The following is a 12,793-nucleotide window of genomic DNA, read 5'->3' as shown; positions in this document are numbered from 1 at the left end:
CACATGCAACAGTACGATTCTACGCCCACCATCAAATTCAGTAACCCGGAAGACGGGGAGCACCCTGCCCTCATTCGGTTTACCGATCTGAATGAACGTATCGAATACGATTTACCGATTCGTGATAAGGATTCAGTGTCCCGCTTGTACCGGGTCGTGGAGTTACCGCGTACAGACTCCAACGAATTTTTCGTGCACGTGTACAACACGACTCAGATCAGCTTACGGCTGCGCTACTTCGGATACAGCCAGGGCGGTGAGGTCGAACCGCTATCGGGTTCGGCGGTAACCCGGGCGGCCCTGTACCGGCAGCACATCACTTTGGCCGACGGCTTCGACGGCTATCTTCTCCGCATTGATCTGGGTATCGACGGCGAAGGTGACGAACGGAAATTTGACGATTTAGACACCATATCCGTAGCCGCCTACGCCGGTCGCGAGCCGCAATCGCCGGGCGGTATTAAGATCGAAGGAAAGAATCAGGAATCAGGGGGGGCACGGTATTTACCCTTCAGCCACAACGGTCGATCCTTTCAACGTCTCGTCATCAGTACCTGTGATCCCGAAGAAGACATACGCGAACTGGCGAAAGCAACCGGACTGGAAATGGCCGAAACCTACTTCGGTAAGTTGGGTAGCGTCATCGCCATAGGTGTACCCCCGGGAATGTCATTGAATAACGGTCGGGATGCTACCCATACGATCCGGCAGAAGGGCCATTCCGGAGAGGGTACGGTCGAGGAGGACTACATCCTCAATCTCTTCGCCCCGAAGAAGCCCATCAGGAAGGGGGAGAAGCCACTTTCCTCCGATCGCGCGACACCGGATGGGCTGACTGAGTTCCGTCCTCCGCATTCTACGCAATTCGACGGTAGACGGAAGCCGCTAACCCTGGCTTTAATCGATAGCGGTATTGATTATGGACGAAACAACGCCCACCTATGGACCTCCACGCGCTACACCTCCGGCCCGAACACGGAGTTTCTTACGCCCGGGCGCTACGGCTATGATTTTATCCGGCGGCAGGAAGAACCCATTGACGAAGCACCCCACGGTACGCACGTAGCCGCCACCGTGCTGAATCAGTATACCGCCACCCGGCCCCTCCAGCTACTGCACTTGAAGGTGTTCGGCCAGGAAGGCATAGCCTCTTATTTCGGATCGCTGGTATCCATCTACGAAGCGACAGTGGCCGGTGCCGAAGTCATCAACATGAGTTGGGGCTTTTACCAGGAATCTGAACCCCGGGCGCTGTATTGCGCGCTCAAGACGGCCGCGAAGAACGGTGTGCTAATGGTCACCTCCGCAGGAAACGATAAAGAGGATCTCGATAAGGTTCCCCAATGGCCCGCCGCCTTCGCGGATGACTTTCCCTGCAACCTGATTACGGTTGGTTCCTACGCCTATAACTCAAGTCAGGCGGGAGGAGCTATTGAGGCGAATCTGGTCCGCGCCGACTACTCCAATTTCGGTAGGCGGGAGGTAACGCTGGCCGCCTTTCTGACTTCGCCGGTTCCGGAGTTCGGTACGGGAACCGTACACTTCCCGGTCGGTACCTCCATTTCCGCCCCCATAGTAGCGGGCCTGCTGGCCAACTGGCTGGCCGATAACCCCAACGGAACGCTCTCCGAGTTTCGCAAGACCTACTACCACCCGACCAAAGAGCTGGAAACGGTCGTCACGAACGGTCACTACATCCGACACGACAACGCTCCCCGAAGGGTATAGGGCGGCGGAGCGCAGGTAAAAAGCAGATTCACTACAGGTTTCGCCGATTCAGCTCCCCAACCGCATGATCCACCGCCCGCGCGGTCAGGGCCATGTACGTCAGGCTCGGATTGACGCAGGACGCACTCGTCATGGCCGATCCGTCGGTGACGTAGACGTTCGGGCAATCCCAGATCTGATTATGCTTATTCAGTACGCTGGTTTTGGGATCCTTACCCATCCGGGCGGAACCCATCTCGTGAATGGCAAAGCCCGGGTACGCTTCGGTGCGGCTGATGCGGATATCCTTGGCTCCGGCGGCCTCCAGCATCTCCGCGCCGGCGGCGGCCATGTCGTCGCGCATCAGGCGTTCGTTTTCGCCGAAGGCTACGTCCATGGTGAGGGTGGGTAGGCCGTCCTTGTCCAGTAAGTCTTCGTTGAGAGTGACGCGGTTGTCGGGGTAGGAGAGCCCTTCCCCGAAGGCCGTCATGCCGATGGACCAGCCGCCCGGTTCCAAAATTTGCTGCTTGAGTTCGGGGCCCGGGCGGACGGCGGTTTCCCGTACGAGCCGCCACCAGCCGTCGCGGTTGGCGCCGCCCTGGTAGCCGAAGCCGCGCAGGTAGTCCCTTTTAGTATCCGATCCGCCGAGGTTGACGAAGCGGGGGATATAAAAGCCGTTGGGGCGGCGACCCTTCATTGTCTGATCCCGGAAACCGTCCATCTGTCCCGAAATGCTGATCCGGTGGTGGTGGTCCATGATGTTGCGGCCTACCTGGTCGCTGTTGTTGCCCAGTCCGTTGGGCTGGGTACGCGATTTGCTGGCCAGCAGAATGGCGGCGGTATTGAGCGTAGAGGCATTGAGGAAGACGACGCCACGGCTGAAGTATTCGACCTCCTCGCCGGTATCGGTGTGCTTCACGGCTACGCCGGTGGCGCGCCGGGTGTCCGGATCGAAAAGGACCTGGCGAACGGCGGCGTGGTTAACCAGGGTCATGTTCCCGGTTGCACCGGCAACGGGGAGGGTGGACGAATTGCTGGCAAAGTACCCGCCGTAAGGGCAACCCCGGACGCAGCGGTTGCGGTACTGGCAATCGCCCCGCGGGCCGAGATGGATCTCGGGATTGTACGCCGTCAGGTGGGCGGCCCGACCGGGGGTCACCCGGCGGTGGGGGAAGGCGGCCTGGACCTTGTCGCGCAGCACTTCTTCCACGCAGTTGAGCGGCATTTCGGGGAGGAATGGCCCGTCGGGCAGGTGGTCCAGGTTCTCTTGTTTCCCCGATATGCCGACGAAGCGTGAGACGTAATCGTACCAGGGGGCCAGCTCGGCGTAGCGAATGGGCCAGTCCACGGCAATTCCCTCACGGGCGTTGGCGGTGAAGTCGAGGTCGCTTAAGCGGTAGCATTGCCGTCCCCACATAAGACTGCGGCCGCCGGTCTGGTAACCCCGGATCCAGTCGAATCGTCGCTCTTCGGTATAGGGGTACTCATCGTCCTTCACGAAGTATTCGATGTTGGACTGCCGCATGATATACTCCTTGCGGCTTAGTTTGGGGTAGTGCTCGGCAATGGTTTCGGCCGCCATTTGGTCCTGCAGGGGGAGGTCCCAGGTGTCGAGGTTTGCGGTAGGGTAGTCGCCGTGTTCGACGGAGCGGCCCCGTTCGAGTACCAGGGTTTTGAGGCCGGCCCGGCACAGTTCCATAGCCGCCCAGCCGCCACTGATACCGGTACCTACTACGATGGCGTCATAGGTGTTTTCTTCCGTATTCTTCACGAGGTCAAGGTAAGCAACCCCCCGAAACAGTGCGCGTCGGAAAACCGCCGCGCTATTGAACGGTCGTATTTATCCTTCTTACTGACCCGGCAACGACAATTACCTATCTTTGCGCGCACTACGTACAAGCCCGTCCATCTATGAGCGAAAAACGCGCGATTCTGCTACTGGCAGACGGAACCACCTACGAAGGCAAAGCTGCCGGCAAGATCGGCACGACCATCGGGGAGATTTGTTTCAATACGGGGATGACAGGCTACCAGGAGATTTTTACGGATCCGAGCTATTACGGACAGATCCTGGTGGCCACGAATGCCCACATCGGTAATTACGGCACGAAGGACACCGACGTCGAATCCGACAATGTCAAGATCGCCGGCCTGATTTGCAAGAATTTTACCGTCCCCTACAGCCGGCAGCAGGCCCAGTCATCCATTCAGGACTACTTCGAACGCGAAGGCGTCGTGGGCATCAGCGACGTAGATACCCGCGCTATCGTGCGGCACATCCGCAATAAGGGAGCCATGAACGCCATCATTTCCAGCGAGAACTTCGATCTGGCGGATCTGAAGAAGCAACTGGACGCGGCTCCCAATATGGAGGGCCTGGAACTGAGCAGCCACGTGACGACAAAAGAAGCCTACACGATGGGTGATCCGAACGCGTCCATTAAGGTAGCCGTGCTGGATCTGGGAACGAAGAAGAATATCCTGCGGAATTTCGTGAGCCGCGACTGCTACGTCAAGGTGTTTCCGGCCCGCGCCACCATGGAAGAAATCAACGCCTTCGGTGCCGACGGGCTCTTCATCAGCAACGGCCCCGGCGATCCCGGAGCCATGGACTACGCCGTGGAAACGGCCAAGGGTATGCTGGCGGAAGACAAGCCGATGTTCGGTATTTGTCTCGGTCACCAGATTTTGGCCCGGGCGGTTGGTATACCAACCTACAAGATGCACCATGGCCACCGCGGCATCAACCATCCGGTGCACAATTTGCTGACCGGCAAGAGCGAGATTACCAGCCAGAATCACGGCTTCGGCGTCAGCCCGGAGGCCATCGAGCAGAACCTGGACATCGTAGAAATCACCCACCGGAACCTAAACGACGATACCATTGAGGGTATCCGGGTAGTGGGGAAGCCCGCCTTCAGCGTGCAATACCACCCCGAGGCCAGCCCCGGGCCGCACGATGCCGCCTACCTCTTCGATCAGTTCGTCGACCTGATCAAGGAGCGGATGGCGGTCAAATAGCACGTTCCGGTTCCCATTTCCCGATTAACTTTCTACCTGCGCCCCGCCGCCCATACAACAACTAAAAATATCAAGAACTATGAGTAGTATCCTAGACATCCGCGCCCGCCAGATTTTAGACAGCCGCGGCAACCCCACCGTTGAGGTGGAAGTCGTCACCGCCGAAGGCGCTATCGGCCGCGCGGCCGTGCCCAGCGGAGCCAGCACCGGTAAGTACGAAGCGGTGGAACTGCGCGACGACGACAAGGATGTCTACATGGGTAAAGGCGTAACCAAGGCCGTCGACAACGTAGAGGAAAAGATTGCCGAGGAACTGCTCGGCGTCGAGGTTACGGACCAGCGCTACATCGATGAATCGATGATCGATCTGGACGGTACGCCCAATAAGAGCAAGCTGGGTGCCAACGCTATCCTGGGCGTCAGTCTGGCCTGCGCCAAAGCCGCTGCCCTGGAGCTGAACCAGCCCCTCTACCGCTACATCGGCGGCGTCAACGCGCATACGATGCCCGTGCCGATGATGAACATCCTGAACGGAGGTAGCCACGCCGACAACAGCATCGACTTCCAGGAATTCATGATCCTGCCCCTCGGAGCGGACACCTTCAGCGAGGCACTGCGCATGGGCGTGGAGACCTTCCACCACCTCAAGAAGGTGCTCAAGAGCAAGGGCTATAGTACCAACGTCGGTGACGAGGGTGGTTTCGCTCCCAACATCAAGAGCAACGAGGAGGCCATTGAGATCGTCCTGAAGTCGATCGAATCGGCCGGCTACAAGCCCGGTGACGAGATCATGATCGCCATGGACGCCGCCGCCTCCGAATTTTACGACAGCGACAACGGCGTGTACCGCTTCCACAAGTCGGACGGCCGCGAGATCGAGAGTGCCGCGATGGTCGACTACTGGAAAGGCTGGGTTGATAAATACCCGATCTTCAGCATCGAAGACGGCCTGGACGAGGACGACTGGGGTGCCTGGACGGCCCTAAACAGCGCCATAGGTAACCGCTGCCAGCTGGTGGGAGACGATCTTTTCGTCACCAACACCGAACGCCTCAGCCGCGGCATCAAGGAGCGGAGTGCTAACAGTATCCTGATCAAAGTAAACCAGATCGGATCGCTGACCGAAACCATTGACGCCGTCAGCATGGCCCACCGTGCCGGCTACACCAGCGTAATGAGCCACCGCAGCGGCGAAACCGAAGACACGACCATTGCCGACCTGGCCGTGGCCCTGAATACCGGACAGATCAAGACCGGCTCCGCTAGCCGCTCCGACCGGATCGCCAAATACAACCAACTACTCCGCATCGAGGAAGAACTGGCCGAGACGGCTTACTTCCCGGGACGGGACCTGCTCAAGAAGATCGGACGGGGGAAGTAGGGCTTAGGAGGTAGCAGTTAGGAGGTAGTAGGAATGGGATAGCAGGTAGGCTAGGCCTAGGTCAATTGCAGCAACGGGTGTAAACATTCCCTGCGGGCCATCTGCTATACAGCAGTAAACTCCTCTACGAGATATACAACCCACCCACTACCCACTACCCACTACCTACCCCCTATCCCCTAAACCCCTATCTTCACCCAATAACGATCACCCGACCATGGCACGCCGTAAAACGACTAACCCGCTCGCCACGTACTGGAATAGTATTCCGGCTTACCTGCGTAACCGGTACTTCGTCACGTTGCTGTTGTTCCTGGTGCTGATGATCTTTGTGGACCGGCACGATGTAGGTACGCAGTTTCGACTTCACAGTACCGTCAACCGACTGGAGGCTGACCTGGAACGCTACGACCGCCTGACGGCGGAAGCGGAGGCGGAGAAGCTGCACATGGAGATGAATCGCGAGCGGTTTGCCCGGGAGAACTACTATATGCAACAAGACGATGAGGATGTCTTCATCATTGTAGATAAATAGGGGGCCAAACGGACCCAACCAGAAACCTTTTAAAATTTAAGATGGCAGTTCTAGTCACGAAAGATTCAAACGTAATTGTACAGGGCATCACCGGTAAGGAAGGCAGCTTCCACGCCGAACAGATGATCGAATACGGCACCAATGTCGTTGGGGGCGTCACCCCCGGAAAGGGTGGGCAAACCCACCTCGACCGCCCCGTTTTCAATACCGTAGCGGAGGCCGTCAAGGAGGCCGGTGCCGACGTATCCGTCATTTTCGTACCGCCCCCCTTTGCCGCCGATGCCATTATGGAGGCCGCTAATGCCGGGATCAAAGTGATCATCTGCATCACCGAGGGCATCCCCGTACAGGATATGGTGAAGGTGCGTTCCTACATCGACGATTACGATACCCGTCTGATCGGACCAAACTGCCCCGGCGTCATCACTCCCGGACAAGCTAAATGCGGCATCATGCCCGGATTTATTCACAATCCAGGTAAGATCGGTATCGTCAGCCGCTCGGGTACCCTCACCTACGAGGCCGTCGATCAGGTCACCAAAGCCGGAATGGGACAGAGCACCTGTATCGGTATCGGCGGTGACCCGATCATCGGTACCACGACCAAGGATGCAGTAGAATTGCTGATGAATGACCCGGATACCGAGGGCATCATCATGATCGGTGAGATCGGTGGAACCATGGAAGCCGATGCCGCCCGCTACATTAAGGAACATGGCACGAAGCCGGTCGTCGGATTCATAGCCGGGCAGACCGCTCCCAAGGGCCGTACAATGGGTCACGCCGGTGCTATCGTCGGTGGGCATGAGGACACCGCCGAAGCCAAGATGAAAATCATGGAAGAGTGCGGCCTGCACGTTGTGAAGAGCCCCGCCGACATTGGTACGACGATGGTCAAAGCCCTCGGCCGGTAAAACGCGGCTTCCACCCGCGAAGTACGAAGCTGTCTCCGACAGCGCCAGCAAAACGCGACCGCTGGCCGCGACAAAAAAAGGGGATCACGACAACGTCGTGATCCCCTTTAATCTTTCAGCGGTAAGATCGAGAGCGACCTAATACCACTCCTGGTCCTGCAGATCGGCGTAGACCCGCTCAATACCTTCCCGTAGGTCGATATCGTGCGACCAGCCCATACCGTGTAGCTTATCCACGTTCATGAGCTTACGCGGCGTTCCGTCCGGCTTGCTGAGGTCGTGCGTGATTTTGCCTTTGTAACCGACGACCTTCTTGATTGTCTCTGCCAGGGAGAGAATACTCAGGTCTTCTCCGGTTCCGACGTTGACAAAGCCGTAGTCGCTGAATTCCTCCATGAGGAAGACACAGGCATCGGCCAAATCGTCGGCGTGGAGGAACTCCCGCTTGGGAGAACCGGTACCCCACATGACGACTTCCGGCTGACGCTCCTTTTTGGCCTCGTGAAACTTACGGATGAGGGCGGGCAGCACGTGGCTGCTTTGCAAATCGTAGTTATCGTTGGGCCCGTACAGGTTAGTTGGCATTACCGAAATGAAATCGCAGCCGTACTGTGAGCGATAGGCGTCACACAGCTTTATGCCGGTGATCTTGGCAATGGCGTAGGGTTCGTTCGTTTCCTCCAGCGGGCCGGTCAGCAGGGCATCCTCCGTGAGCGGCTGGGGAGCCATCTTCGGATAAATACAGGACGAGCCCAGGAACTGAAGCTTCTTAACCCCGTAGACCCGGGCTGCTTCTATGACGTTCGCCTCGATCATGAGGTTATCGTAGAGAAACTGCCCGCGGTAGGTATTGTTAGCGAGAATTCCGCCCACCTTGGCAGCGGCCAGGAAGACATACTCCGGTTGCTCGGTCGCAAAGAATTCCATTACCGCCTTTTGGTCGCGCAGGTCGAGTTCCCGGCTGGTGCGGGTTACGATATTATCGTAACCCGCCCGTTCCAGTCGACGCACGATGGCGGAGCCGACCATTCCACGGTGGCCGGCGACGTAAATCTTATTATTGGGAGACATTCCTTGCTGGGTATTACGCAACTAGGCTTCGACCGCCTGGCGGCCGATGCTGTCGTAATGGAAGCCGTTTTCCCGCATGCGTTCCGGATCGTAGAGGTTACGACCGTCAAAAATGATCGGCTCCTTAAGCAGCTCTTTCATCTTGTCGTAGCTCGGGGTCCGGAATACGGCCCATTCGGTAACGATGGCCAGCGCGTCGGCGCCTTCCAGTGCCTCGTACTGATCTTCACAGAAGGTCACTTTATCACCGTAGATCGAGCGGACGTGCTCGGTTGCCTCGGGGTCGAACGCGCGAATCGTCGCACCCGCCTCGAGCAGGCGATCGATGGTATAGAGTGCGGGAGCTTCCCGGATATCGTCGGTGTTAGGCTTAAAGGCCAGACCCCACAGCGCGATGGTCTTATTGCCCAGGTCGTCGCCGTAGTGCGCCTCCAGCTTATCGGCAATCCGGAAGCGTTGCTTGGTGTTGACATCCATTACCGCGTTCAGGATGCGGAATTGGTAGTCATGCTGGCCGGCGGTATGCGCCAGCGCCTGTACGTCCTTTGGGAAGCAGGAGCCGCCGTAACCGACGCCGGGGAAGAGGAACCGCTTGCCGATCCGGGTATCACTACCCATGCCGCGACGGACCGCGTCTACATCGGCGCCGGCCTTCTCGCAGAGGTTGGCGATCTCATTCATGAAAGAAATACGGGTAGCCAGGTAGGAGTTGGCTGCGTACTTGGTCATTTCCGCGGAGCGGACGTCCATGAAGATGATCGGGTTGCCGCTGCGTACGAAAGGCTCGTAGAGGCGGCGGAGTTTTTCTTCCGCCTTCTTGCTGTCCGTGCCAATAACGACGCGGTCAGGCTTGAGGAAGTCATCGACGGCTACTCCTTCCCGCAGAAATTCGGGGTTGGAAACGACGTCGAAGAGGCTCTCGTCCAGATTCTCGGCGAGGGCGGCGTGTACCTTTTCGGCGGTGCCGACGGGGACGGTACTCTTATCAATCACCACGGTGTACTTCGTGATGATGGTGGATAGATCCTTAGCAACTCCGAGAATGTACTTGAGGTCGGCCTGGCCGTCTTCGCCCGGAGGCGTGGGCAGAGCGAGGAAGATAATTTCGGAAGCATCGACGGCTTCCTTCAGGTCCGTAGTGAATTTGAGGCGTCCCTGCCGTTGGTTACGCTCGAAGAGGACGTCAAGGTCGGGTTCGTAAATGGGAACATCGCCCTTCTGCATGCGCTCGACTTTCTTGGAGTCGATGTCAACGCAGATTACTTCGTTGCCGGTTTCGGCGAAACAGGTTCCGGTTACGAGTCCGACGTATCCGGTGCCTACTACTGCAATTTTCATAGTGTAAGGTCTGAAATGATCTTTAGATCGGGGTTATAAGAATAGGGCGGCGTAGCGCAGGAACGACGCTCAATAGAGCCGTTTTGCTGGTATACTACCCGGTTACAAATTTAATTAGCTTTTTTCGGCGTCGGCGCGAGCTACGGCCTCCCGGAAATAGGGAAGCGTACGGCGAAGGCCTTCTTCACGGGTGACTTTGGGCGACCAGTCGAGAACCTTCCGAGCCACGCTGATGTCGGGTTGGCGGACCTTGGGGTCGTCGACGGGGAGGGGGCGACGGTCCAGGTGCGCCTGGTCGTTACCAACGAGTTCCAGAATTTCCTCGGCGAACTGCATGATGGTGGTCTCGTCCTGATTGCCGATGTTCACCGGCTGAGCGTAGTCGCTCATGAGCAGGCGGTAAATGCCTTCGACCAAATCATCGACGTAGCAGAAGGAACGGGTTTGACTGCCGTCTCCAAAAACGGTTAGTCCCTGTCCGCGGATAGCCTGGCTAAAGAAGGCTGGCAGCACCCGCCCGTCGTTTAGCCGCATCCGGGGACCGTAGGTATTGAAGATTCGGACGATACGGGTCTCCACGCCGTGGAAGGTGTGGTAAGCCATGGTCATGGCTTCCTGAAAGCGCTTGGCCTCGTCGTACACGCCCCGGGGCCCGACGGGGTTAACGTTGCCCCAGTAGCTCTCCTTTTGGGGATGCTCGAGGGGGTCACCGTAGACTTCGCTGGTAGATGCAATCAACATGCGAGCGTTCTTGGCCTTAGCGAGGCCTAGAAGGTTGTGGGTACCCAGGCTGCCAACCTTAAGTGTTTGGATCGGCATCTTGAGGTAGTCGATCGGGCTGGCGGGACTGGCGAAGTGGAGAATGTAATCAAGGTCTCCGGGAACGTGGACGAACTTGCTCACGTCGTGGTAATAGAACTCAAATTCTTTACGGGGCATCAGGTGAGCGATGTTATCCATCGATCCCGTGATCAGATTGTCCATCCCCACCACGTGAAATCCTTCGGCTATAAAGCGATCGGACAGGTGGGAACCAAGAAAGCCGGCGGCGCCGGTGATTAGTACTTTACGCATTTGGGTGCTGTTGTAGTCTAAGCGGCGAAAATCACCGGAAATTTTTGATTAACAGATTTAAAGGTGCAAAGGTGAGATAAAAAAGAAAACCAGGGAAGCGGTTCGCTTCCCTGGTAAAGGTAACTTGGCAAGTGGTTGTCTTAATGGATATAAACTTGAATCTCGCGAGGGGAGATCTTATTCGAAAAGAATCTTACGCGTCAGGCTGCTTCCACCCTCGGTGGCCATACGGAGTACGTAGGTGCCGGAGGGGAGGCGACTCGGCCGGTTGAAGAGGACCAGTTCCTGCCGCCCGGAAACCTTGATCTGGTTGACCAGCACCAGGCGTCCGCGCGCATCGAACAGGGAGTAGCGCATGTTGCCTGCGGTCGGGCTTTCAATCGTTACGCGCACCTCGCTCTTGGCGGGGTTCGGGTAGATCTGACCGATGAACCATCCGTCGTCGGTGGTTTCCCCCGCGCTGGCGCTATTCAGCTTATCGTTACAGGTATCGGCTACCGGGATGTACTGGAAGTCTTCGTGGAGCAGATCGCGGACCTGGGAACTCATAACGTTGAACCAGTCGACCAGAATCGAACCGTAGACATCCCGGAAGTCGAATTGCATCGGAACACCGTCGGACTGGCTGACGTCCTTGTCAACCTCGACGTTCTTACCGAGAACGCCCCCGTTGACACAGCTGCCGAAGAGGAACATGGGTCCCGCATCGCCGTGGTCGGTTCCCATACTCGCGTTGGGACGAATACGCCGACCGAATTCGCTGAAGGTCAGGCCCATCACGCGCTCTTCGAGGCCTTGAGCGCGGAGATCCCGCTGGAAGTCACCGATCGCGTCACTGAGGTACCGCAGCAGGTGAGCGTGCTTACCGTTCGTGGTGTCGTTGAGCACCTGTTGGGCGTGGGTGTCGAAACCACCCATATAAACGGTGTAGACTTTGGTCTTGAGACCGCCGGCAATCATCCGGGCAACTTTCTGAAGCTGTCCGGCCAGATCGTTTCCGGAAGTAGAGTAGGCAACCGCGTTCTTTCCGCGGTTAGCTGCCTCCTCGATGACCTGGTTGTAGGCATTGGTCTGGGTCATCGTCGTACGAATGAAGTCCAGCTCCTTGCCGTACCGATCGTCCGGCAGCGTCATGTTCATGAGCTTGTTGAGCTCCTGCGTGTTGTTGGGGTCCAGTACCGTCTGGGCAAGGTTTCCACTGGTTCCCTCACAAGTGGGGTGGGAAACGTCACCGATGGAGATGGCGGGAGGGTGCGGTTGCGAGCTGGAGGGATAGCCTGCCGGGAAGCCGGGGTATACCGTTTCCAGGTAGCGACCGACCCATCCGGTGGGTTCGAATACCTCGGAGGAGGAACCGGACGTCCAGATGTCAGTGGAGCGGAAGTGGCTGCGGACAGGGTTAGGGTAGCCTACGCTCTGAATGATCTTCAGGCGATCTTCCTTGAACAGCACCTGCATGTCGTCCATGGAGGGGTGAAGGGCCACTTTATCGGTCACCTTTAGCACCTTGCTCTCGTCGATCGTAAAGCGGTTGCGTACGGAATGAAGGCTATCGTACTGATCGATGGGGATCACGGTATTCAGACCGTCGTTGCCGCCGAAGAGGTGGATGATCACCAGCACCCGGTCGTTGTCCGGGGCGATGAGATTCGTAAAGCGATTTACACCACCACGGGCACCCGTGATTGGCATAAGTGCGGGGATCGTAAGCGCTGCGGCGCCTTGGAGGAAATTTCTTCTTTTCATGAGATC

The 12,793-nt window shown here is 57.6% G+C and carries 10 protein-coding genes; 5 read left to right on the top strand and 5 right to left on the bottom strand.

The window, feature by feature from the left end; genetic code table 11:
• The first annotated feature begins 3 nt into the window (after positions 1 to 3).
• Positions 4 to 1,728, top strand: coding sequence for a S8 family peptidase (locus tag DRW39_RS11060; RefSeq protein ID WP_116107106.1), 1,725 nt, complete (start codon positions 4 to 6; stop codon positions 1,726 to 1,728).
• 31 nt (positions 1,729 to 1,759) lie between these two features.
• Here DRW39_RS11060 and DRW39_RS11055 read toward each other — a convergent pair whose 3' ends face one another.
• A complete protein-coding gene (locus tag DRW39_RS11055) occupies positions 1,760 to 3,478 on the bottom strand; it encodes a GMC oxidoreductase (protein ID WP_232830129.1) in 1,719 nt (572 codons plus the stop codon).
• A 140-nt stretch (positions 3,479 to 3,618) separates the two neighbouring features.
• Here DRW39_RS11055 and carA point away from each other — a divergent pair, with 140 nt between their 5' ends.
• The 4 genes from carA to sucD all read left to right on the top strand — a co-directional run bounded on the left by carA (position 3,619) and on the right by sucD (position 7,558).
• Positions 3,619 to 4,728, top strand: coding sequence for a glutamine-hydrolyzing carbamoyl-phosphate synthase small subunit (gene carA, locus DRW39_RS11050; RefSeq protein WP_116107105.1), 1,110 nt, complete (start codon positions 3,619 to 3,621; stop codon positions 4,726 to 4,728).
• A 79-nt stretch (positions 4,729 to 4,807) separates the two neighbouring features.
• Positions 4,808 to 6,109, top strand: coding sequence for a phosphopyruvate hydratase (gene eno, locus DRW39_RS11045; protein ID WP_116107104.1), 1,302 nt, complete (start codon positions 4,808 to 4,810; stop codon positions 6,107 to 6,109).
• Positions 6,110 to 6,326: 217 nt separating this feature from the next.
• Positions 6,327 to 6,644: a hypothetical protein gene (locus DRW39_RS11040; protein WP_116107103.1), complete on the top strand. Its 318-nt coding sequence runs from the start codon at positions 6,327 to 6,329 to the stop codon at positions 6,642 to 6,644.
• A 41-nt stretch (positions 6,645 to 6,685) separates the two neighbouring features.
• Positions 6,686 to 7,558 (top strand): succinate--CoA ligase subunit alpha, encoded by an 873-nt coding sequence (gene sucD, locus DRW39_RS11035; RefSeq protein WP_116107102.1) that lies wholly within the window; start codon positions 6,686 to 6,688, stop codon positions 7,556 to 7,558.
• 138 nt (positions 7,559 to 7,696) lie between these two features.
• Here the strand turns inward: sucD and DRW39_RS11030 are convergent, their stop codons facing one another.
• The 4 genes from DRW39_RS11030 to DRW39_RS11015 all read right to left on the bottom strand — a co-directional run bounded on the left by DRW39_RS11030 (position 7,697) and on the right by DRW39_RS11015 (position 12,787).
• Positions 7,697 to 8,629: a GDP-L-fucose synthase family protein gene (locus tag DRW39_RS11030; RefSeq protein ID WP_116107101.1), complete on the bottom strand. Its 933-nt coding sequence runs from the start codon at positions 8,627 to 8,629 to the stop codon at positions 7,697 to 7,699.
• Positions 8,630 to 8,650: 21 nt separating this feature from the next.
• On the bottom strand, positions 8,651 to 9,967 hold the full coding sequence (locus DRW39_RS11025) for a UDP-glucose dehydrogenase family protein (protein ID WP_116107100.1): 1,317 nt from the start codon (positions 9,965 to 9,967) through the stop codon (positions 8,651 to 8,653).
• A gap of 114 nt (positions 9,968 to 10,081) precedes the next feature.
• Positions 10,082 to 11,041: a UDP-glucuronic acid decarboxylase family protein gene (locus DRW39_RS11020; protein ID WP_116107099.1), complete on the bottom strand. Its 960-nt coding sequence runs from the start codon at positions 11,039 to 11,041 to the stop codon at positions 10,082 to 10,084.
• A gap of 177 nt (positions 11,042 to 11,218) precedes the next feature.
• The gene (locus DRW39_RS11015) at positions 11,219 to 12,787 is read right to left on the bottom strand and encodes a DUF1501 domain-containing protein (RefSeq protein ID WP_116107098.1); all 1,569 of its coding nucleotides are present in this window, start codon (positions 12,785 to 12,787) and stop codon (positions 11,219 to 11,221) included.
• Positions 12,788 to 12,793: the final 6 nt, after the last annotated feature.

It is taken from the genome of Lewinella sp. IMCC34191 (assembly GCF_003390935.1).
Classification (GTDB): Bacteria; Bacteroidota; Bacteroidia; order Chitinophagales; family Saprospiraceae; genus Neolewinella.
This window is presented reverse-complemented; position numbering and strand designations above follow the sequence as displayed.

What these genes read in the sequence shown, in the direction of transcription:
- DRW39_RS11060 (WP_116107106.1), top strand. Translation starts at nt 4, where the DNA reads ATGCAACAGTACGATTCTACGCCCACCATCAAATTCAGTAACCCGGAA.
- carA (WP_116107105.1), top strand. Translation starts at nt 3,619, where the DNA reads ATGAGCGAAAAACGCGCGATTCTGCTACTGGCAGACGGAACCACCTAC.
- eno (WP_116107104.1), top strand. Translation starts at nt 4,808, where the DNA reads ATGAGTAGTATCCTAGACATCCGCGCCCGCCAGATTTTAGACAGCCGC.
- DRW39_RS11040 (WP_116107103.1), top strand. Translation starts at nt 6,327, where the DNA reads ATGGCACGCCGTAAAACGACTAACCCGCTCGCCACGTACTGGAATAGT.
- sucD (WP_116107102.1), top strand. Translation starts at nt 6,686, where the DNA reads ATGGCAGTTCTAGTCACGAAAGATTCAAACGTAATTGTACAGGGCATC.
- DRW39_RS11030 (WP_116107101.1), bottom strand. Translation starts at nt 8,629, where the DNA reads ATGTCTCCCAATAATAAGATTTACGTCGCCGGCCACCGTGGAATGGTC.
- DRW39_RS11025 (WP_116107100.1), bottom strand. Translation starts at nt 9,967, where the DNA reads ATGAAAATTGCAGTAGTAGGCACCGGATACGTCGGACTCGTAACCGGA.
- DRW39_RS11020 (WP_116107099.1), bottom strand. Translation starts at nt 11,041, where the DNA reads ATGCGTAAAGTACTAATCACCGGCGCCGCCGGCTTTCTTGGTTCCCAC.
- DRW39_RS11015 (WP_116107098.1), bottom strand. Translation starts at nt 12,787, where the DNA reads ATGAAAAGAAGAAATTTCCTCCAAGGCGCCGCAGCGCTTACGATCCCC.